A 21,505-nucleotide genomic window follows, 5' to 3' on the forward strand; every position below is an offset into this window, starting at 1 on the left:
TTGGATAAAAAGGGAAAATATACAAATAAGAAAATTTATCTGGTTATTTGTAATCCAAGAATCAGTGTGGGAGGAACAAAAGTTTCACTTTAGCAACTTTAATGATGACCAGCGAATAAAGTGAACACTGTTATTAGTAAAAAACCACTAGTTGCCCACATTAGAAATGTAAGGAAAGAGAGCTGTTTCTTAGCTTTCCAAAGCATTTCATGAATTGTGACATATCCAAGTGAACCAATAGCACTTCCCATAATGAGGCCTTGCAGGTGAAGAGCTTTTCCTTCCATCAAAATGCCAAAAACTGTGCCAGTACCGAGAATAAGAGAAAGTAATAAAGTCGTTAATAAAAAGGAAATATATTTATGTTTTGTAAAAAGAAATGGAATAATTAAAGCTAATCCTTCTGGAATATGGTGAACGACGATTGCTATTAAAAAGGGAATGGCAGAGTCATTATGATTTATAAAAGCTGTACCTAACGCAAATCCACTCGGTATATTATGAATAAATATAGCGAAAGAGAGAAAAAGAAAGGTTTGCCATGCTTGCTGATCTTTTTTATGTATCATTGGATGGTGACAATAGTTATCTAATAAGCCCATAACTAAAATACCGATAGCTATACCAAGTATAGGTCCAATCATTTCATAGCTTGAAAATGTTTCAGGAATAATTTCAAGTGACAATAACCCAAACAAAATACCGCCACATAATGCGTATAAACGATGCATCTTTTCTTCAATGAGTTGGCGTGTTGCTACTCCAACAGCACCGCCTAATAGTAATCCACCGAACGAAAAAAATGTTACAATCATTGGGATCCATAAACGTTCCATAGTATCACACTCCGATTCTATTCCCTTATTTTTAGCTTACGAAAAGAAAAGTTAGATTAGTCCAAGTAATTGTGTTTGAGTATAGAGAAAAAAGTAGTGATTCGTTATAATCTATATATTAAACTTAAGTGAGGAAATGAAAAGGGGAATTGGTTATGCAACAAATTAAAAAAATAGGAAACTCATTTTGGTATATGACACCTGTTTCTGAAACAGATAGACCTATATTAGGAATGGTTGTTGGAAAAGAAAAAACGTTAATGATCGATGCAGGGAATTCAGAAGAACATGCACAATTATTTTTAGAAATGTTAAAAGAACAAAATGTATCGAATCCAGATTTCGTAGCACTAACCCATTGGCATTGGGATCATATTTTTGGATTGCCTGTACTACAAGATGCATTGTCTATTGCACATTCTGAAACGAAAAAAGAGATGCGTACACTTGTTTCTTATGAATGGACAGATGAAGCTTTGGATGCACGCGTAAAAGAGGGTACTGAAATTGAATTTTGTGCGGATTGCATCAAGAAAGAGTTTGAAGAAAAAGCGAGAAATATTAACATTATTCCTCCGGCCTTAACGTTCCAGGATCAAATGGAATTAGATCTTGGTGAGGTGACATGCGTGTTAAAACATGTGGGCGGAGATCATGCACATGATTCAGTTGTTATTTACGTGAAAGAAGAAAAGATATTATTTTTAGGAGACTGTATATATGCAGATATTTTTTCTTCGAAGTGGAACTATACGACGAAAAGAACGTTTAAATTGATAGATGAATTAGAGAAATTTGATGCTAAGACATATATTCTCTCTCATGGGGAAGCGATAAATCGAGAGGAGTTTTTACAAGAGATTCGTATGTTAAAAACAGTAGGAACTTATACAGAAGCTCATAAAGGTGATGAAGAGAAGATAAAGGCAGCGTATAAACAAGAACTAGATAGAGAATTAAATGAAGATGAGTTAGAAACAATAACGTATTTTGTCAATGGTTATGAAATGAATAATCAATAAGACACTACATTAATCCAATATAATTAAATTGCACAAAAAGAGTATTGAAATTTAATTCAATACTCTTTTCAATAGTTAAATATGTAGTTTCAACTAAATTCTAAATATAGGGGTTCATCGTCTGAAGTGATTTTATTCTATTTATTTTTCGTATAGATAGTGGTTCAAGTAGAAGCTTTCTTTGCTAATTCAGTAATATATTCAAAGAATACATCACGTTTTACATCATAAACGATATTTACAGGTCGTCCATCAGTAGTTTCCTCTGTACGTCCTTGGCTTGGTCCATATGTATGAACGATACTATTAATCGTTTCAGTTTCTGCAAGGCTAGTGTTTCCGACAAAGGCGGTAGTTAGTACATCCCATAAATAGTAAGTAGAGTTCGTTGAGAAGTGAACGAGAGGGGGGACCATTGCATAGCATTGACCAAGGAAATCCATACCAATATACTTTCGTTCTTTTGCCCACTGTTCACGTATGTTTATAGTTAACGGAACTTGGTTTGTACTTTCTAGTGTCACTAAGTCGATTTTAATTTTTGCATCCCATACACGAGCCACCGCTTCAGGGTCCCAAAACGAATTCCACTCAGCTGTTCCATCATGCTCTGGTTCATGTACATTGCCAGCTTTAAGAAATGTACCACCCATCCAAACGAGGCGTTCAATTTTATCTTCGATTATGGGAGCTTCATATAATGCACGAGCAAGGTCAGTTAGGGGCCCAGTAAATAATAAAGTTGTTTTTCCTTCCGTTTGTAGAAGCGTTTCTATTAAATGATGATGCGCGGGTTTTGCCACCACGGGTGTTACAACTTTTCCAGACTCATTTAAAATTGGTAGAGCATCTACATAAAATGCATGCATCCGCCAGTCTTTCGGAAACGGGTTTTGCCCGCGAGAGTTTGAAGCGGCTACGGCAATATTACCTTTGCCGAAGCGATCGATAATTTTACGACTGGCAGACATTGCGGGTTCTAAATAGCAGTCTGCTGGGATAACAGATACACCGGTAAGCTCAACGTTTTCCATTTGAAGTAATAAAAATAATGAAATTAAATCATCTACACCGCCATCATGATTGAAGTACACTTTTTTCTTCATTGTAATCTCCATCCTATATGATTTAGTTAGAAATTAAATATGAATTGAGGAAAAGTCATCAATAATTTCCACCACTTCAATTTCTCCATTAATCAGTAACTCAGGAAGATCATTTCTAATATTTCCTTTCCAATACTCTCTAGCTTGTTCGATTTTTTGAGAAAAAGGAATTCCATCTTCTTTCGGTAGAAGATTCCCGTCACCTTCAAAAGAACTTCCGATCACTCGTAGTTTAACAATCTGTAAAACTTCTCGATTGTAAGAATCAAATAGCGCTCTCCATTTCAAAGCATCCTCATAGCTTTTAGCAGCATATAAGCAAGATAACCTGGAAGGGTATTCAGGGAATTCTTGTAGTCTAACCATTTCTACAATTGTTTCTCTAACTGCTCTAATTGTTTGATCCATATAACTCATAACTACTTTAGTATTTTCATTGTTTATATGTAATTCGTTATTTTTATAGTGTTTATTTAAAATTTGTATGCCATCTTCACCACTAGCATTTAATTGTTCTCTTTCAAAAAAGAAGTGATATAGAGTATTGTGTTGATTTTTGTTAAAAGGAATGATTTGTCCGATATGCATTTTTTTCCTTGTTACGATGTGATATGCGTAAAATTCTGCTTCATTCATGGTTATCCTCCTAGTAATAGTGTAATGCAATGTTAAATTTAGTAATTCAACATTGCGATATATATATCCTCTATAAGTAAAAGTGAGAATTTGAGTAGAAAGGAAAAAATGAAAACGTTTTAAATTTGTTCACAAAATGTTCACTTACGAAGGGGTTTCCAATGTCGATATAATGACAAAGACTCAAAGAGAAAGGATGATGAAATTTGCCAACAACAAGAAAGGAAAACCTCCAATTTGGCATGATGATGTGCCTTGGGATGGTTATCGTAATGACGTTTTACAATTTACTAATGAATGAAACAGGAGGACCAATTTATATTAAAGAGATTGCATTAGAACTATTAATTGGCTTTATTATTGCACTATTAATTGAAATATGTATCGTTGGACCTTGTGCGAAAAAAATTGTATTCATATTGCCATTTGATAAATCTAAAAAAATAAATATTATCGTTGCAATGGCGACAACTATGGTAATTGGAATGGTGTTCTTTATGTCATTTTTCGGTATGGCTATGATGTATTTACATGGTGGACTACAAGGAGATTCATTTGTTTCCATTTATTTTACGATTTTTATTAAAAATTTCATAATGGCATATCCATTACAATTAATTATTATGGGACCGCTTGTACGTTTCTTATTTGCAAAGTTTGTTATGAAAAAGAAATCTTTTAATGTAGCGTAATTTTAATTTATAAAACATTATATATAAATAATAAAAACACATCTCGCATTTTTGAGGTGTGTTTTTTTGTTCATTCCAAGTTATTTTCATAGTGATGTGACATTTGTCCTTTTGCCATTATAGGATGATGGTTTTTAATTAAGTCAGAAATAAAGGAGGAGGAGATGATTTTTTGAAAGGTATTATATTTGCTATTTTTGCGGGGATATTTATAACACTTCAAGGAACCTTTAATGCGAAACTTAGTTCACATATCGGTATATGGTCGACGAGTATTATAACCCATTTAATTGGATTCATTATTGCAACAACTGTATTTTTGTTAAAGAAAGAAGAGAAAATAACGGATTTAAAGAGTGTGAAAAAAATATATTTAGTAGCTGGTGCACTTGGTGGGTTAATCATTTGTGCAGAAACAGTAGCGATACATGCAATGGGAGTTACAGTAACAGCGGGAACACTTATGGTTGCTCAATTATTAACAGCAACTTTTATTGAGATGAAAGGATTATTTCAAATGAAAAAGATACAGATGGAGAGATATCATATTGTGGGAACAATAATAATGATTATAGGTATTGTTGTATTTAATATGTAAATGAAAGGAGAAATGAATATGGAGGATAGATCAGGTTTAATTACGCATTATTTGAAAACCAATAAAACGCTCGAGGTTTTTTCAGAAATAGATACAGCTTATTTTCAATTAAATCACTTTGAAAAAGGCGAGCTCATTTGCAATATAGATGACGAAATGGATCGTTTATATTTTGTTGTTAAAGGTAAAGTAAAAGTTTATACGATTACACCTGAAGGGAAGAAACTAATTCTTCGCTTTATCAATCCATTGGCCATTGTTGGTGATATTGAACTAATTCAAAATAGCAAAGCACATAATGTCGTTGAGGCTTGTTCAGATGTTGTAGCAATCTCTATTTCTAATACGGTTATTAGAAACAAGTTATTACATGATCCTATATTTATAAAGTTCTTGCTTGAAAACATTGCGAACACATTAAAAATATCGACTCGTTTTACTGCTCTTAATTTACTTTATCCTGTAGAAGTACGTGTAGCTAGTTATTTGCTTTCAATTTCAACAGATAGTAACGGGAATATGTATAAAGAGGATTTGGATGCAACTTCGGTAACGAGTATTGCGGATTTTATAGGGGTAAGTTATAGGCACATAATACGGGTATTACAAAGATTTTATAATGAAAAATTAATTGAAAAGAGTAATGGAGTTATTGTAATTAAAGATTTTTCTAGAATGAAGGAAGTCGCTAAAGATAATATATATGAGCAATGAAAGGGAGGGGTAGATTTTGATTGGATTTAGTTTAGCTATATTAGCAGGAATATTAATTAGCTTACAATCTGTTTTTAATGCAAAAGTAAATGAAAATGTAGGACAGTGGTTAACGACTACATGTGTCCTTGGAATAGGTCTCATTAGTTCTATTCTATTTTATATCATTACAGAAAACAGTATTAACATTAAAGTGTATACTACAAATTATTTGTTTTATGTAAGTGGACTGTTTGGCATCGGGTTAATTATTTGCATAATGGGTGCAATAAAGAGCTTAGGTCCAGCATATACAGTGCTAATTAGTCTTATTACTCAATTGGTTGTTGCGTTATGCATTGATACATTTGGATTATTTGGAATGGAGAGTATTCCATTACAAGTAAATAAATTAGTTGGTATAGGTTTATTAATTGTGGGAGTAGGAATTTTTAAAAATCTATTTTTGAATAAGAAAGCTATTCATATAAATGAGGATAGTGTCTAAAGAATATAAAGGGAAAAAGTGTAAATGGTCAGAACTTATACATTTAGATAGTAACAAGTGAGCGATGAGGAGAGAGGATAAATGAATCAGTTAATGTTGCAAGATGGTATACACTATTTGAAAATCAATGGGATTATGCATTGGTGTAAAGTTGCAGGGACAGCTCATAATACAGTCCCTCTTATTATAGTACATGGTGGTCCAGGTGGTAATCATTATGTATTCGAAAGAACGCTTGGTTTGAAGTTAGAAGGAAATATGACTGTAGTTTATTACGAACAAAGAGGTTGCGGACGAAGTGAGGCACCACAAGATGACGGTGAGTACTCAATCAATACTCTAGTCGAAGATTTAGAGAAATTAAGAAAGCAATTACATGTAGAGAAGATAAATTTGTTAGGATATTCTTTTGGTGGACAACTTTGTTTAGAGTATGCTTTGAAATATCCAAAAAATGTTGAACAAATGGTATTACAAGCACCATCGTTAGATGATTTTAATGATATGTATACTGTGCAGATAGAAGGTTTTCTACAAGTAACGAAAGGGGAAATGAAAGAACAAATATTGATAATAAGTAAGTCAGAAATTCCTTTAAAAGAAAGGTATAATCAAGTTTGGAGTATAGTTGATACAAAAGCTGTAGATCGACTATTGTTTAAAAATGAAGAATTTGCAAAGCTAAATCGGAGTCTTTGGGAGGAAAGTCAGTTAAGTAATACAGGGAAGATGAGCAAAGTTATTTTTGGAACAAAAGCATCTTTACCGCTTATTGAGCGTATTAAAGGTTTAGAAATTGATACGTGTGTCATAGTTGGAGCGCATGACTATAACACGGGTGTAGGAATGAGTTATAGAATAACGAGACAATTGAAAAATGGTAAACTTGTTATATTTGAAAATAGTGGACATTTCCCAGATATCGAGGAGATGGATAAAGTATGTGAAACGATTATTGAGTTTTTGGAATAAAAGGGGGATATTAAGGTCGAACCGAATTAATAGAGTTGAATTGGCTATTGGGATATTAAATCATGTAATATGCTAATTGTTTACTTGTAATTGAGGAAGAATCAATTAGTGTATTTGGAAAATAAGTAAAAAAGATCTCGTAAGGTGGAGGTCTTTTTTACTTATTATTTAATATTTTGAACTTATATGAACTGAAGTAGAAGAGTATGATAAGCACTTTCAGGCAACGAGAATATAACCGAAAATAAAATATTACTAAACATATATAACTAATGAATACAATGTCTTTTTCAGTTATTAAGTTGTAAATCATTTTATGATAAAATCTTTTACATAATTTAATAAAGGGGTAGTATTCAATGGGTTATTTCTCAAATGGTTTATTAGTTTTGTTTGTGCTAATCGTATGCAGTTGTATATTTTTTGGTTGATAATATAATGAGAGTCTTATATAAAAGAAGTTATCTTAAGTGAGATAACTTCTTTTTATTTTATATTGAGAAGGAATTCTATCTTTCTTATTGAAGTTTGTTCTAGTTATTTTTACATCGATCACATTTGTATAATGGGAATTTTATGAAATATAAACAAGCCAGAGAATAGGGAGTATTTACATGGAAAATAGTATACGCTACACAAGTGAACATCCTACAGATTTTAATGGATTATTATCCTTATACGAATCTTTAGAATGGAATTCTCTTAAATTAACTGTTAACGAGTTAGAACGAATGTGTAAGCAAAGTTGGTATGCAATTTATGTTTTTGATGATAAGAGGTTAGTAGGGATGGGGCGTGTCATATCAGATGGAGTCATAACAGGCATTATTTGTGGAGTTGGTGTATTGCCAAAATATCAGTCTAGTGGCATCGGAAAAGAAATAGTGGAACGATTAATCCAGCACTGTGAACAAAACAAGGTTATTCCACAACTTATGTGTGTAGAAAAATTGCAATCTTACTATGAATCTATAGGGTTTGAAGCATTCTCTATTGGGATGACAAAACATATTATAAGATAGAGGTGCTTTATCCTGCTATTTGTCGGGTAGTAAAACCCCACGGATTAAAGTTTCACTTTATATTTTCAGTTTACTTGTACATATTTTCAAACTTCAACATAAAGGAGAATGGCTGTATGGAGATTGCTAAAGGAGTAGAAATGTTACAACTTGAATTTCAAGAATTTGTTATTCATCCAATTCTTTTATGGGATGATGAAATGGCAGTATTAATAGATACGGGTTTCCCAGGACAAATTGAAGATATACAAGTAGAGATGGAAAAGGTTGGGGTATCATTTGATAAGTTAAAAGTCGTGATTTTGACGCATCAGGATATTGATCATATAGGTAGTCTGCCAGAATTGTTGCAGCGCTGTCGAAGTAATATTAAAGTTTATGCGCACGAACTAGATAAGCCATATATCGAGGGGGATTTACCTTTATTGAAGGACGGAAATGTAGAGAACCGCCCAAAAGGAAAAGTGAGTGATACTGTGATTGACGGGCAAGAACTTCCGTATTGCGGTGGAATACTAATTCTTCATACTCCAGGGCATACTCCGGGTCATATTAGTTTATATTTGAAACAAAGCAAAATTCTTATTGCAGGAGACTCTATGTATAGTGTGAATGGGATGTTAGGAGGAATTCACGCCCCAACAACTATAAATATTAAGGAAGCAAAGCAGGCTTTGAAGAAGTATTTAAATTTACATATTGAATCTGTAGTTTGTTACCATGGGGGATTAAGTAAGGAGAATATAAATGTTCAACTTCAAAATTTGTAAAGTTAAAATGGAGTTTTTTGTTAAGTGGCGTTGAAGTATAATCTGATTATTAGTATATAAATAAATTATAAAAGAGCATGTTTGAAAAAATTAAACATGCTCTTTTATTAAAGTAAATCAGTTTAATATGAATGACCTAACCCATTCCAATAAAAAGAAACGATTTCTTGTGCTAATTCATCTATATTTGCCAGAATAGGATTGTGATTTTCATCTTTAAAATTCCCAATTGATAATAAAGATACGAAAGCATGAGCCACAAATTTAGCGTTTCCTTTCGGAATTTCTCCCATGTGCATCGCAGTATCGAGTGCTTTTTCTAGCACTTCATACATATTATTTTCAGCATTTTTTAATTCCTTCAATTGTTCTTCAGATAACGACATTTTAGCATCTTTCATAAAATTTTTCATATCAATATCCATCGTTGCGTGTAAGTAAACTTTGGCGAAGTCTAATAATCTTTCTTCTAAAGTTTTGTTTGTAGAGAGTATTTGAGACATATTCTCTCGTATACGTATCATCATTTGGGTCATAGTAGCGGTAAATAAATCGGCTTTTGTTGAATAGTAATAGTAGACGGTTGCTTTCGTAACACCACAAACTTTTGCGACTTCACCCATAGAAACGACTTGATAATTTTGTGTAAGAAATAAGCGAGTTGCCACTTCTAAAATGGTTTCTTTTGTAGATTTTGTATTTTTATTTTGCCGTGGCCTTCCGAGAGGACGTTGTTTTTGTTCCAAATCCATTCGCTCCTGACATTTATTCTTGAGATAATTATAACATAATTTTCAATCATTCTTGATTAATTAACCTACCAGTATATATAATTAATAATGAAGGAAAAAAGGAAGGTGGGTTTTTATGAAAAAGCACCCGTTACATATGTTAGGGAGGCTTGTAGCAGGAAAAAATACGCAATGGATCACTTTATCGGTATGGGTTCTTATTACATTATTACTTTCATTTACGTTACCACAAGTAAACAGTACGAAAGAACCGAATCCAAAAAATTTACCTGAAACAGCTATGTCACAGCAAGCGGAAGCGCTTATGAAAAAAGAGTTTCCGAATAATGCAGGGAATCCGTTGTTAGTAGTATGGTATAGAGATGGTGGATTACAGTCACAGGATTATAAACTCATACAAGACGTTTATAAAGAGTTAAAAGCTAGTCCTTTAAAAGAACAATCAACGTTACCGCCATTTGATACAATTCCAGAGCAAGTATTATCAAAAAGTGCATCAAAAGATGGTACATCATTTGTTACACCGGTATTCTTTAATAAATCTGCTGGTACGGATATATTAAAAGGAAATCTTGAAGAGTTTAGAAAAATAGTGAATAGTAAGGTGGATGAAGATCCATTTAAACAAAAAATAAGTGAATCTGGTTTACATGTTCGATTATCTGGACCTGTAGGTATTCAAACGGATGCAGTTAGTTTATTTAGTCAAGCAGATGTGAAATTGTTAGTGGCTACTGTACTACTAGTGTTAGTTTTGTTAATTTTACTGTATCGTTCACCAATTTTAGCGATTTTACCTATACTTGTTGTTGGCTTTGCATACGGTATTATTAGTCCTACACTCGGTTTTTTAGCTGATCACGGATGGATTAAAGTAGATGCCCAAGCGATATCAATTATGACAGTATTATTGTTTGGTGCTGGAACGGACTATTGTCTATTTTTAATTTCGAGATATAGAGAGTACTTGTTAGAAGAAGAAAGTAAATATAAAGCATTACAACTTGCGATTAAAGCTTCTGGCGGTGCAATAATAATGAGTGCGTTAACTGTTGTACTTGGATTAGGGACATTATTACTTGCTCATTATGGTGCCTTTCATCGATTTGCAGTACCATTTAGTGTTGCTGTATTTATAATGGGAATCGCGGCTTTAACGATTTTACCAGCACTATTATTAATTTTCGGTAGGATTGCATTTTTCCCGTTTATACCGAGAACAACTTCAATGAATGAGGAGTTTGCAAGAAAGAAAAAGAGGGCTGTAAAAGTTGAAAAATCAAAAGGCTCCTTTAGTAAAAAACTTGGAGATGTAGTAGTACGAAGACCGTGGACAATAATTATGCTAACTGTGTTTGTATTAGGTGGATTGGCTTCGTTCGTACCACGTATTCAATACACATATGACTTATTAGAATCGTTTCCAAAGGATATGCCTTCTCGCGAAGGGTTTACGTTAATTAGTGATCATTTCTCGGCTGGTGAACTAGCACCAGTAAAAGTGGTTGTTGATACGAAAGGAAAAGAGCTTCCTATTAAACAAGAACTAGAGAAATTTTCTTTCGTAAATACAGTGAAAGAGCCAAAAGAGGGAAAAGAAAATAAGCAAATACAAATGTATGAAGTTTCTTTAGCGGAAAATCCATACTCAATTGAAGCGTTAGATCAAATTCCTAAATTGAAAAGTAATGTAGAAAAAGTATTAAAAGGTGCTGGGATTAGTAATGCTGAAGAGCAATTGTGGATTGGTGGAGAAACAGCTTCATTATATGATACAAAGCAAATTACTGAACGTGATGAATCAGTAATTATTCCAGTAATGATTAGCATTATCGCTTTACTATTACTTGTCTACTTACGATCGGTTGTTGCGATGGTTTATTTAATTGTAACTGTCGTTTTATCATTCTTCTCAGCGTTAGGAGCAGGATGGATATTGCTTCATTACGGTATGGGAGCGCCGGCCATTCAAGGTGCGATACCGTTGTACGCATTCGTATTTTTAGTTGCTTTAGGTGAAGATTATAATATCTTTATGGTTTCAGAAATATGGAAAAACAGAAAGACACAAAATCACTTGGATGCAGTAAAAAATGGTGTAATACAAACAGGTAGTGTTATTACATCGGCAGGTTTAATTTTAGCAGGAACTTTTGCAGTGTTAGGTACACTTCCAATTCAAGTATTAGTTCAATTTGGTATTGTAACTGCAATTGGCGTATTACTAGATACGTTTATCGTAAGACCGTTACTTGTACCCGCAATTACAGTTGTGTTAGGCCGATTTGCTTTTTGGCCAGGTAAACTTTCAAGAAAGAGTGAAGAAATACAAAAGGTGGATGCATAGTGAAAAAAGTCAAGGGTATTTTCCTTGGCTTTTTTCAATGTAGTTAATTAATTTTTTGAAGTCAAATCATCAGCTGCAGCGTGATCAGCATCTTCAATTGTTGTTTCGGGCATTCCGTATAAGCCGTTCATTGCTTGTTCTTCAATAGTAAGGTTTGCAGTATTATTATTTTGAATAGATGTAGTATTTTCAGTAACATTTTCCTTTTTATTCATATTTTTGTTATTCATGTATGTATCCTCCAAATTTCATTTGATTTATCTATAGTATGTGGATTGATTTCAAGAAATATGTGAATTGATTCTTACATATGTTATATAATTAAATAAATAATTAGGGTGAAATGTAAACTGTTAGGAGTGAACAATTATGGTGAAAGCAAGGGAAATAGCCTTCTAAAATAAAAAGAAAATTTTAGGAGGCTATTAGAATGAAGTTTCATGTAATTGATAGAGAAGATTGGAATAGAGAGCAGTATTTTGAGCATTATTTAAAGTTGAAATGTACATTTAGTATGACTGTTAATGTTGATATCACGATGTTATTAGAGGAAGTATATCAAAAGGGAATAAAATTTTATCCCGTTTTTATATATTTAATTTCTAGAGTAGTAAATAATCATAAAAAATTTCGAACATGTTTTAACGATGAAGGAGTTTTAGGCTATTGGGAGGAAATGATACCGAGTTATACAATCTTTCATAAAGATGATAAGTCTTTTTCAAGTATATGGACGGATTATTCAAGTGATTTCCGCACTTTCTATAAAAATTATGAAGACGATATGAGATGCTATGCTAGTGTTCATGGTCTTTTCACGAAAGAAAATATTCCTCCTAATGTATTTCCGATTTCTAGCATACCTTGGACTAGTTTTACTGGATTTAATCTTAATATTAATAATGATGAAAATTTTCTATTGCCAATTATAACTTGTGGGAAATATTTTAACGAAGGAAATAAGGTTATGCTACCAGTTTCATTGCAAGTACATCATTCGGTTTGTGATGGATATGATGCGAGTCAATTTATAGAAGATTTACAGCAGTTAAGTAATACTTGCAATGAGTGGCTTAAGTAATATCTAATTTTTAATTATATAAAGTGAAACTTTAATCAGTGGGGGGGGTCAGCCCTCACCAATCGGGATTTTACGGGCAATTGATCCCCCACCTAACTTCTTTGCTTTCGCTGAATTTTGAGGTGGGGGTCTTACTGCCCGGCAAATAGCGGAATAAAATTGAAAATGAATAAAAGAAGAGAACATGTTTATATTACATGGTCTCTTCTTTTATTCATTAATACTAAGTAATTGTGGAAAATATAGGGTGATTTGTAGTTTAATAGTAAAGAGAGTGATTAGTATTAATTTTCTTTGTTTTTAAAATTTTAAGTATGTAAATGTTTAACAGGGGGGGATAAAGTGAAATTCGTAAGCATTGAAAAAGATGAAATCTTAATTGGGGATATGGCAAAATTGTATTGTAAAGTATTTGAGAAAATAAATTTCAATGAAATAATCGAGCGAATGAATAGGCATATAGAATATACAGGTTTTAAAGGTATAGTAGCAATAAATGATGAAAATGAAGTAGTTGGTTTTACTTATGGTTATCGCTCAATGGAGGGACAGTACTATAATCAATTAATGAGAGAAGCGTTACATCTAGAGCAAGTAGACGAATGGTTGCAAGATTGTTTTGAATTTGTAGAGTTAGCAGTTCACCCACAATATCAAAATAAAGGTCTTGGAACGAAATTACATAATAAATTACTAGAAGGAGTTTCAAATAGAACGAGTGTTTTAACAACACAAATAAACAATGAAAAAGCACGTTCGTTATATGAAAGATTAGATTGGATAAATGTATTGGAGCCATTTCATCCAAGTAAAAATGATGTTCCATATGTAATAATGGGAAAAGCATTAAAAACAAAAGTGAATTGATAATTATGGCATTCACAAAAATTATTGGTTTGTAATAATGAAGGGGAAAACAACAATGATATCTATAGAAAAAGCTACAATTTTAGATGCTGAGAAATTAACAGAAATAATGAAAAGAACATTTGATGCAGAAGCAAAACAATGGCTATACGGCCAAGATGATGTCATTGATTATAACATTCAACCGCCAGGATATTCTTCAGTTGAAATGATGGAATATTCCATTGAAGAATTGGATTCTTTCAAAGTTGTAATGGATAAAGAAATAATCGGAGGGATAATAGTTACGATTTCTGGTAAGTCGTACGGTCGAATTGATCGTATTTTTGTAAATCCTGTTTATCAAGGAAAAGGCATTGGATCACATGTTATGAAATTAATAGAAAAGGAATATCCAAACATAAAGATTTGGGATCTCGAAACATCTAGTAGACAAATTAATAATCATCACTTTTATAAAAAGATGGGCTACCAAATGATTTTTGAATCGGAAGATGAGTATTGTTACGTGAAAAGAATAAAAACAAGCTCAAATAAAGAGAGTGTAGTTACAAATAAAGATATGAAAAATAGTCAATACGAAAACTGTAATTTAGCAAATACAGAGTATTATCAAGTGAATTTAAAAAACAGTTCATTTGTTGGTAGCAATATAATGAATACGAATATGAGTAATTGTAATGTAAGTCAATCAAAGTTTAGAAATATAAATTTTAGATGGTCATCATATGCAGATTTAAATCTTTCTGGTAGTAAATTTAATTTGGTGACTTTAGGTGGAGTGCAATTTAAAAATACAAGTCTCGGAGATGAGAAGGAGCCTATTTTATTCGATAAATGTGATTTGGAAGGTAGCACCATAAGTAATAGTAATCTGAAAAATATTGAAATAGAAAATTGTGATATAGTCGGCATGAAACTAAATGGTATTCTGATCGAAAATTTGCTTAATTTATATAATAAAGTGAAAAGTTAACCATATAGATATAGTTGTTAATCTTTTTGAAAATTAAGTGTTATATCAAAATAATTATGTAAAAATGACATAAAGAAATACGAGTGAGAAGGTCATTCATACACGTTTCTAGAATACACACAAACAAATATATTGTTATTTATACGGAGGAGAGAAAGATGGGGATCAACGTTAGAGCAGTAGAAATACAAGATGCTAGAGCAATTCATCGTATATGTATACAGGATGACGTTTTACCGTATATGGTTTTCTTACCTAGCATGCGTGTAGAAGCTATGGAAAATAGAATTCGAAATTTAGCACCAAATCAATTTGAATTTGTTGCAGAATATGATGGAGAAGTTGTTGGATTTGTAGGTTTAACACAAAGTCCGGGCCGAAGATCTCATTCAGGCGATTTATTCATTGGGGTAGACAGTGAATATCATAATAAAGGAATTGGGAAAGCACTTCTTATGAAGATGCTTGATCTGGCTGATAATTGGTTAATGTTAGAGAGAGTAGAACTAGGTGTGTTAGAAACGAATCCAAAAGCAAAAGCTTTATATGAAAAATTTGGATTTGTAGAAGAGGGAGTAAAGATAGGGAATTTGAAAGCTCACGGAAAGTTTATTAATGAAATTATGATGAGTCGTTTTAGACCGAATGGTTTAATTGTACATAATGAATAGTTAAAAGCATGACAGTATACTGTCATGCTTTTTCATTAGAATTTGGCTGTAATAAAAATAATACTAAACCAATAAAAATAACAGTAATTCCTAGTCCTTGTTGTAAAGAAATAGTCTCATGTAATATAAAGTACGCTAGCATACAAGTGCCAATTGTTTCACCTAAAATACTCATTGAAATTACAGTAGCACTCATCCATTTTAATAACCAATTAAAAATGGTTTGTCCTAAAATTGTAGCAATGAAAGCTAATCGAATAAAGCACAACCAAGTTTGTGTAGAGTAATGGATGAAAGATTCTTGTTGCATGAAAGCAAATATGCTAAGAAAGCCAGCACTACTTCCATAACTAATTACCGAATAGGGTATAAGTGACAAATCTTTACGAACGTGTTGGCTAATGAAAAAATAAGCAGTAATGATACCGGCAGCGATAAATGCTAAAATATCTCCATATAAAGCTTCTCCACTAATTTTGAAATCTTGCCAGCCAATGATGATACTACCTGAAATAGCGATGAGGCAACCAATAACCGCTCCTTTCGTAAATCTCTCCTTAAATAAAAAATAACCACCAATCATTGAGAACAAAGGTTGTAACGTTACGATAACTGTAGAGCTTGCTACAGAAGTATATTGTAATGATTCAAACCATAGTACATAATGTGCAGCTAAAAATAGCCCAGATGTGAATCCGAATGTCCATTGTTTTTTCGTTAAAGTTTTTAGCTCATTTCGACTATTTTTATTAAATAGTAATAACGGTAACAGGATCAGTGTGGCAAAGAATAATCGGTAAACAGCAATGATTGTCGCAGGAGCATCTGCCAATTTTACAAAAATTGCTGAAGTTGATAAGGCGAATACACCAAAAAATAAGATGAAATATGAAAGAATAGGTGATTTCAAAGTTTGTTCCTCCGATAGAATGTTTATTATAATAAACTTAATGCGATATAATGTACAAAAGTAAGTATATAAGTCCCGGAGATAATAGGAAAGGATTATTTGCCTTTGTTTAGTATGTCAGCACAAAGACAATGAAATATGCATTATGATGGACGAAAGGAAGTTTTACTATGATACATGATAGGCTTGGACAAACAGTATTAAGTTATCGTAAGAAAAATAATATGACAATTCGTGAATTCGCTGATTATGCAGGGATTAGTACATCACTAATTAGCCAAATTGAAAGAGGACATGCTAATCCTTCTTTAAATGTTTTGGAGTTAATTGCAAAAGCATTAAATGTACCGCTGTTTACACTTTTTATTAATGATATCGATACAGATTCGCTCATTTCTAAGAAAAAAGATCGAAAAAAAGTATATCGGGAAAACAATGATCACATTGTATATGATGTATTAACACCTGATTTTATGAAAGCACGTATTGAAATGTTAATGATGGATTTAAATAAACAAGCAAACACAACAGAAAGTCATTATTCCCATGAAGATAAGGAAGAGATTGCTGTTATTATGAAAGGGGAAGTGTACGTAGAATTGGAGGGAAAAGAATATTTTTTAGAAGAAGGTGATGTTGTACGTATTCCACCAAATGTGAAGCATCGATTTTTGAATAAAAGTGATGAATCGAATCACATTTTATTTGTACTGACACCATCTTTAGGATGAAAATATAGTGATTTTAACTAGAGGAGAAAGAAAATGGAAAACAAAAGTATTTTAAAAGGCGGCCTTTCAATTATTTCTCAATGTAAAAAAGAAACAAATGATATTTGGCATGCGCATTTTGGAGCAGCTGCAATTGCTAGTTATTTTTTTATGAAAGATAATAATATTGATGAAGAAACAGCTCGTAATATGTATTCGCAAACAAGGATGATGCTGAACAAGAAAAAAATTGGTGAGATGATTGATGATAAAAAAGAAATAGATTTTAAAATTGCGGAAAATATGATTATAAAATCTTTAGAACAAACGATTGATGAGCTTCATTGGGTGGGGCATAACGTCATTTATGCGTCATTAAGTTTATTAGCTATGAAAGAGCTACAAAAATGGGGTGATAATCAAGCAATTGAAGGGATTACTACTCTTATTTTATCATTTCGAAAAACAATTCCAGGTAGATCGTGGATTGGTTATACGACGAAAGAAGTAAAACAATTAAGTTTTGAAGAGGAGATACAAAGTGAATTGAGTAATCCAACACAAGTATCTCAGTTCATTTTAAATGAGTTATCGAAATTTAATAGTATTTATCGAGCGGAATCACATCATGATTTAATTGGGCATTTGCTTACATACTCCCACGCAATTAATATAATGTACGATTTAGGACATATAGATATATTTCAACGAGGGATACGTCCGCTGTTAAAACTAGTATACGTACTAAGAGCTAGCCAAAAGCTCAAGCTGAATACGGAAATAACTTTACACTCACCTATAGATCGATTACCTTTAATTCAATCTAAACGTGCAAATATTTTACCAACTGAAAATATATTTTGGATAAAAGACTATAGTGAATTCGATTGGGATTTTGGTCATGTATTTAAATTCTCATATAGTTATTTTAATCATATACAGAGAGCTCCAAATTATAAAGATATCACATTAGAAAAATTCCGTTATGTTATTCATTCTTAATGAACGTTAATGATCTGTAAAAGGATGTTTAATCTAGTTTCTTTTTTTGTTAGTAGTATATTATTTTTTCAAATATGTAAGATTTTACATGTGTATTTTACTTTTACTAATTATGTAAGTAGGCTATACTGAAATACATATATTTTATTTTTGGAGAGATGTAAAACGACATGGAACTAGCGAAATTGGAAAAAGTAATTGAAATAAAAAAAGAAGAACTTTTATATTTAGTATCGGATTATGGAATTCAACATGAAAAAGTATTGGCATTGAGTCAAGAACTAGACAAATTAATCAATTACTTTATGTTTTTAAAATAAAGAGAACTATGACGGGGTTTGTAAATGTTATAGTTCTTTTTTATTAGGTAATTTGAAAATATATTAAAATATATTGTCTAATTTCTTACAGAATGCGCAACTTGCTAGTCGAATATAAGGACTTTTGGTTATAATAAAAAGGAATTATTAATTGTATCGGTTAGGAGCGCAGCACATATGAAAACAGTTGTTGTTATCGGTGGAGGTATAACGGGACTTTCTACTATGTTTTATTTAGAAAAATTAAAAAAGGATTATAATATCGATTTAAATTTAATTCTTATTGAGAAAGAAGAGTATTTAGGTGGTAAAATCCATAGTGTGGAAGAAAAGGATTTCATTATGGAGTCAGGAGCGGATTCAATCGTTGCTCGTAATGAATATGTTATGCCACTTGTAAAAGATTTAAATTTAGAAGATGAAATGGTATATAATGAAACAGGTATTTCTTACATATATTCTGAAAACATGTTACATCCGATTCCTTCTGATACTATATTTGGGATACCGATGAGCGCCCAGTCTTTGTTTAGCAGTACGCTAGTCTCAACGAAAGGGAAAATCGTAGCTTTAAAAGATTTCATAACGAAAAATAAAGAGTTTACGAAAGATACATCACTTGCTCTATTTTTAGAAAGTTTCTTAGGGAAAGAGTTAGTGGAAAGACAAATTGCTCCTGTACTTTCAGGCGTATATTCTGGTAAATTGAATGAGCTTACAATGGCATCTACATTACCGTATTTACTGGATTATAAAAATAAGTATGGAAGTATTATTAAAGGTTTTGAAGAGAATAAAAAACAATTTCAATCAGCAGGAAATAAAAAATTCGTATCATTTAAAGGTGGACTATCTACGATAATTAATCGCTTAGAAGAAGTGCTCACTGAAACTGTCGTAAAAAAAGGTGCTATAACGACGGCTGTAAGTAAACAAGAAGATCGATATGAGATTTCTTTTGTAAATCATGAAACAATACAAGCTGATTATGTTGTTTTAGCAGCTCCGCATGATATAGCACAAACTTTATTACAGCCTAATGAGTTAAATGAGCAGTTTAATACATTTAAAAACTCATCTCTTATAAGTATTTACTTAGGATTTGACATACTAGATGAACAACTACCAGCTGACGGCACAGGGTTTATTGTAACGGAAAACAGTGATTTACATTGTGATGCTTGTACATGGACAAGTCGAAAGTGGAAACATACATCGGGTAAACAAAAATTATTAGTAAGAATGTTTTATAAGAGCACCAATCCGGTATATGAAACAATCAAAAATTATAGTGAAGAAGAATTAGTACGAGTAGCTTTATATGATATTGAAAAGAGTCTCGGAATTAAAGGTGAACCAGAAGTAGTCGAAGTTACAAATTGGAAAGATTTAATGCCGAAATATCATTTAGAACATAATCAAGCGGTTCAAGCATTGCAAGAAAAAATGACGAATCTTTATCCAAATGTATATTTAGCTGGTGCCTCATATTATGGTGTTGGAATTGGTGCGTGTATTGGAAATGGAAAGAATATAGCCAATGAAATAATGGCTACATTAAATAAATAATACTGTAGAATAAATAAAAACTGTTCCTTCAGCAAAATGGAGGAACAGTTTTTATTTATTTTATTTGAATGGAAATTGTATTGTTTTTTACATTGTTTTCTTTTAATGTTAATGTTATTTCTCCAGACTCTTTAAATGAATACGGTGATAGTTGATAAATATCTTTTATATCATGTTTTTCTTGTAATTTATTTACCGGTATTGATATGATATTTGGCTTCCATGTTTCTTGTTTTCCTGAAGGATATTCTATAAGTATTACCGGATTTTTTAACTGTATTGTTTTCCAAGAGACAAAATATAGTTGTACTTCTGTATCTTTTTTTAATAATTCTTCGGAGAAATAACCGAATTCGCCTACATTACCGAAAACAGTATAGTTTTGATTTTTTAATTTAATATCTAAATAACTAGGTTGATATGTTACCGCATGATAAGTTCCATATGAAAGTGAGAGTATGGCAGCGATTAAAATACCGATTGAAAATGTCCTAAAGCTATTACCTTTAAAGCTAGTCATCATGAATGAGTTTGGTGTGAATTTTTTTGCGAATAAAAAAATAAGTAATATGAGTAAGAGGGATAAGCCGATGAATATATACATAGGAAATCTTCCCCTCCACAATAAAATAATACATTAACTATATTTTACCATAAATGTATGGGGTAGGTTGGTTGTTTAGAAGGAGAAAATGAAGAAACAATTTCTTTACAGTTCTTGATAATTTAAAATTCGATTTATGGAAATTATAGCGTCATGTTTGAGGTGCAATCAGAAGGTATCTAATTCGTGTATATAGAATTAAGAGAGAATGTGCCATTAGAAATGTTTGATTTATGGAACAATAAGGACTTTACTAATTATACATATTTTTTCTGATATAATGAATGAGTAGAGAGAAAGGAGTGATCCTATGGCATTTCCTATACTAGAAACAGAACGCTTACGTTTAGTTGAAATAGAACAATCTTATTGTCAAAAAATATATGAAATCTTTTCATTGGATGAAGTGACGTGTTACTACGGTATGAATTCTTTTACGGAGTTTGGACAAGCTTCACGTATGATCGAATCTTTTTCAAAAAATTACTTTGAGAAAAAGGCAATACGATGGGGAATTGTGTTAAAAGAAACGAACGTTTTAATAGGAACAATTGGACTAAACAATTTACAATTATGGAGTAAACGATCTGAGATTGGATATGATCTGCATCCTCGCTATTGGGGAAATGGTTATGCTTCAGAAGCAGCTGGAGAAATTATTAATTATGGATTTAAAGATTTAGGTTTGTTTAGAATTGGAGCTATTACATATCCTGAAAATGTTACTTCTTGTAGAATGTTATCTAAAATTGGCTTCCAAAAGGAAGGGCTATTGCGCGGATATATTCATCAAGGAAATAAGCAACACGATGCATTATTGTATTCTATAGTGCGAACTGAT

Annotated in this window: 25 protein-coding genes; 18 read left to right on the forward strand and 7 right to left on the reverse strand. The window is 32.0% G+C overall.

The window, feature by feature from the left end:
* Positions 1 to 98 precede the first annotated feature (98 nt).
* Entirely contained in the window at positions 99 to 836 is a 738-nt protein-coding gene (locus HMPREF1014_RS11695; protein WP_000440615.1) for a ZIP family metal transporter, read from the reverse strand.
* 155 nt (positions 837 to 991) lie between these two features.
* On the opposite strand from HMPREF1014_RS11695, the gene HMPREF1014_RS11700 reads away from it, so the two are divergent.
* A complete protein-coding gene (locus tag HMPREF1014_RS11700) occupies positions 992 to 1,858 on the forward strand; it encodes an MBL fold metallo-hydrolase (protein WP_001184092.1) in 867 nt (288 codons plus the stop codon).
* 164 nt (positions 1,859 to 2,022) lie between these two features.
* On the opposite strand, the gene HMPREF1014_RS11705 is transcribed toward HMPREF1014_RS11700, so the two are convergent.
* Together HMPREF1014_RS11705 and HMPREF1014_RS11710 are read right to left on the reverse strand one after the other, a co-directional pair.
* Positions 2,023 to 2,976, reverse strand: coding sequence for a nucleoside hydrolase (locus HMPREF1014_RS11705; protein WP_084796647.1), 954 nt, complete (start codon positions 2,974 to 2,976; stop codon positions 2,023 to 2,025).
* Positions 2,977 to 2,997: 21 nt separating this feature from the next.
* Entirely contained in the window at positions 2,998 to 3,600 is a 603-nt protein-coding gene (locus HMPREF1014_RS11710; RefSeq protein ID WP_001001047.1) for a DUF2441 domain-containing protein, read from the reverse strand.
* A 206-nt stretch (positions 3,601 to 3,806) separates the two neighbouring features.
* On the opposite strand from HMPREF1014_RS11710, the gene HMPREF1014_RS11715 reads away from it, so the two are divergent.
* The 7 genes from HMPREF1014_RS11715 to HMPREF1014_RS11745 all read left to right on the forward strand — a co-directional run bounded on the left by HMPREF1014_RS11715 (position 3,807) and on the right by HMPREF1014_RS11745 (position 8,855).
* A complete protein-coding gene (locus HMPREF1014_RS11715; protein WP_009326921.1) occupies positions 3,807 to 4,292 on the forward strand; it encodes a DUF2798 domain-containing protein in 486 nt (161 codons plus the stop codon).
* A 172-nt stretch (positions 4,293 to 4,464) separates the two neighbouring features.
* Positions 4,465 to 4,890, forward strand: coding sequence for a DMT family transporter (locus HMPREF1014_RS11720; protein ID WP_000676010.1), 426 nt, complete (start codon positions 4,465 to 4,467; stop codon positions 4,888 to 4,890).
* A gap of 18 nt (positions 4,891 to 4,908) precedes the next feature.
* A complete protein-coding gene (locus HMPREF1014_RS11725) occupies positions 4,909 to 5,604 on the forward strand; it encodes a Crp/Fnr family transcriptional regulator (RefSeq protein WP_000390201.1) in 696 nt (231 codons plus the stop codon).
* A 16-nt stretch (positions 5,605 to 5,620) separates the two neighbouring features.
* Positions 5,621 to 6,091 (forward strand): DMT family transporter, encoded by a 471-nt coding sequence (locus tag HMPREF1014_RS11730; protein WP_000579010.1) that lies wholly within the window; start codon positions 5,621 to 5,623, stop codon positions 6,089 to 6,091.
* Between the two features lie 81 nt (positions 6,092 to 6,172).
* Positions 6,173 to 7,063 carry an alpha/beta fold hydrolase gene (locus HMPREF1014_RS11735; protein WP_001072684.1) on the forward strand — a complete coding sequence of 297 codons (891 nt, stop codon included), beginning with the start codon at positions 6,173 to 6,175 and terminating at the stop codon, positions 7,061 to 7,063.
* 614 nt (positions 7,064 to 7,677) lie between these two features.
* The gene (locus tag HMPREF1014_RS11740; protein WP_000431733.1) at positions 7,678 to 8,085 is read left to right on the forward strand and encodes a GNAT family N-acetyltransferase; all 408 of its coding nucleotides are present in this window, start codon (positions 7,678 to 7,680) and stop codon (positions 8,083 to 8,085) included.
* 116 nt (positions 8,086 to 8,201) lie between these two features.
* Positions 8,202 to 8,855 carry an MBL fold metallo-hydrolase gene (locus tag HMPREF1014_RS11745; RefSeq protein ID WP_000401501.1) on the forward strand — a complete coding sequence of 218 codons (654 nt, stop codon included), beginning with the start codon at positions 8,202 to 8,204 and terminating at the stop codon, positions 8,853 to 8,855.
* 122 nt (positions 8,856 to 8,977) lie between these two features.
* Here HMPREF1014_RS11745 and HMPREF1014_RS11750 read toward each other — a convergent pair whose 3' ends face one another.
* Entirely contained in the window at positions 8,978 to 9,601 is a 624-nt protein-coding gene (locus HMPREF1014_RS11750; protein ID WP_000436044.1) for a TetR/AcrR family transcriptional regulator, read from the reverse strand.
* Positions 9,602 to 9,722: 121 nt separating this feature from the next.
* Between HMPREF1014_RS11750 and HMPREF1014_RS11755 the strand changes: the two genes are divergently transcribed.
* Complete coding sequence (locus HMPREF1014_RS11755) at positions 9,723 to 11,954, forward strand: MMPL family transporter (protein WP_000716581.1); 2,232 nt, start codon at positions 9,723 to 9,725, stop codon at positions 11,952 to 11,954.
* 47 nt (positions 11,955 to 12,001) lie between these two features.
* On the opposite strand, the gene HMPREF1014_RS11760 is transcribed toward HMPREF1014_RS11755, so the two are convergent.
* Positions 12,002 to 12,184 (reverse strand): DUF4021 domain-containing protein, encoded by a 183-nt coding sequence (locus HMPREF1014_RS11760; protein WP_001060657.1) that lies wholly within the window; start codon positions 12,182 to 12,184, stop codon positions 12,002 to 12,004.
* Positions 12,185 to 12,384: 200 nt separating this feature from the next.
* Between HMPREF1014_RS11760 and catA the strand changes: the two genes are divergently transcribed.
* The 4 genes from catA (at position 12,385) to HMPREF1014_RS11780 (ending at position 15,549) form a co-directional block, all read left to right on the forward strand.
* On the forward strand, positions 12,385 to 13,035 hold the full coding sequence (catA, locus tag HMPREF1014_RS11765) for a type A chloramphenicol O-acetyltransferase (protein ID WP_000668533.1): 651 nt from the start codon (positions 12,385 to 12,387) through the stop codon (positions 13,033 to 13,035).
* Positions 13,036 to 13,377: 342 nt separating this feature from the next.
* Complete coding sequence (locus tag HMPREF1014_RS11770; RefSeq protein WP_000673965.1) at positions 13,378 to 13,902, forward strand: GNAT family N-acetyltransferase; 525 nt, start codon at positions 13,378 to 13,380, stop codon at positions 13,900 to 13,902.
* A 37-nt stretch (positions 13,903 to 13,939) separates the two neighbouring features.
* Positions 13,940 to 14,878, forward strand: coding sequence for a GNAT family N-acetyltransferase (locus HMPREF1014_RS11775; protein WP_025118050.1), 939 nt, complete (start codon positions 13,940 to 13,942; stop codon positions 14,876 to 14,878).
* Positions 14,879 to 15,036: 158 nt separating this feature from the next.
* On the forward strand, positions 15,037 to 15,549 hold the full coding sequence (locus HMPREF1014_RS11780; protein WP_000512617.1) for a GNAT family N-acetyltransferase: 513 nt from the start codon (positions 15,037 to 15,039) through the stop codon (positions 15,547 to 15,549).
* A gap of 22 nt (positions 15,550 to 15,571) precedes the next feature.
* Here HMPREF1014_RS11780 and HMPREF1014_RS11785 read toward each other — a convergent pair whose 3' ends face one another.
* Positions 15,572 to 16,459 (reverse strand): DMT family transporter, encoded by an 888-nt coding sequence (locus HMPREF1014_RS11785; protein ID WP_000841813.1) that lies wholly within the window; start codon positions 16,457 to 16,459, stop codon positions 15,572 to 15,574.
* A gap of 170 nt (positions 16,460 to 16,629) precedes the next feature.
* Here HMPREF1014_RS11785 and HMPREF1014_RS11790 point away from each other — a divergent pair, with 170 nt between their 5' ends.
* The 4 genes from HMPREF1014_RS11790 (at position 16,630) to HMPREF1014_RS11805 (ending at position 20,060) form a co-directional block, all read left to right on the forward strand.
* Entirely contained in the window at positions 16,630 to 17,190 is a 561-nt protein-coding gene (locus HMPREF1014_RS11790; protein ID WP_000581029.1) for a helix-turn-helix domain-containing protein, read from the forward strand.
* A gap of 33 nt (positions 17,191 to 17,223) precedes the next feature.
* Entirely contained in the window at positions 17,224 to 18,171 is a 948-nt protein-coding gene (locus tag HMPREF1014_RS11795) for a hypothetical protein (protein ID WP_000428899.1), read from the forward strand.
* A gap of 170 nt (positions 18,172 to 18,341) precedes the next feature.
* A complete protein-coding gene (locus HMPREF1014_RS11800; RefSeq protein WP_000417698.1) occupies positions 18,342 to 18,491 on the forward strand; it encodes an aspartyl-phosphate phosphatase Spo0E family protein in 150 nt (49 codons plus the stop codon).
* Positions 18,492 to 18,668: 177 nt separating this feature from the next.
* Positions 18,669 to 20,060, forward strand: coding sequence for a protoporphyrinogen oxidase (locus tag HMPREF1014_RS11805; protein ID WP_000860360.1), 1,392 nt, complete (start codon positions 18,669 to 18,671; stop codon positions 20,058 to 20,060).
* 55 nt (positions 20,061 to 20,115) lie between these two features.
* On the opposite strand, the gene HMPREF1014_RS11810 is transcribed toward HMPREF1014_RS11805, so the two are convergent.
* Positions 20,116 to 20,664, reverse strand: a complete 549-nt coding sequence (locus tag HMPREF1014_RS11810) for a hypothetical protein (protein ID WP_000275249.1) — start codon at positions 20,662 to 20,664, stop codon at positions 20,116 to 20,118.
* 310 nt (positions 20,665 to 20,974) lie between these two features.
* Between HMPREF1014_RS11810 and HMPREF1014_RS11815 the strand changes: the two genes are divergently transcribed.
* A partial coding sequence (locus tag HMPREF1014_RS11815) for a GNAT family N-acetyltransferase (RefSeq protein ID WP_000885390.1) occupies positions 20,975 to 21,505 on the forward strand: 531 nt, incomplete at its 3' end.

The sequence above is a fragment of the Bacillus sp. 7_6_55CFAA_CT2 genome (assembly GCF_000238655.1).
Taxonomy (GTDB): Bacteria; Bacillota; Bacilli; order Bacillales; family Bacillaceae_G; genus Bacillus_A; species Bacillus_A cereus.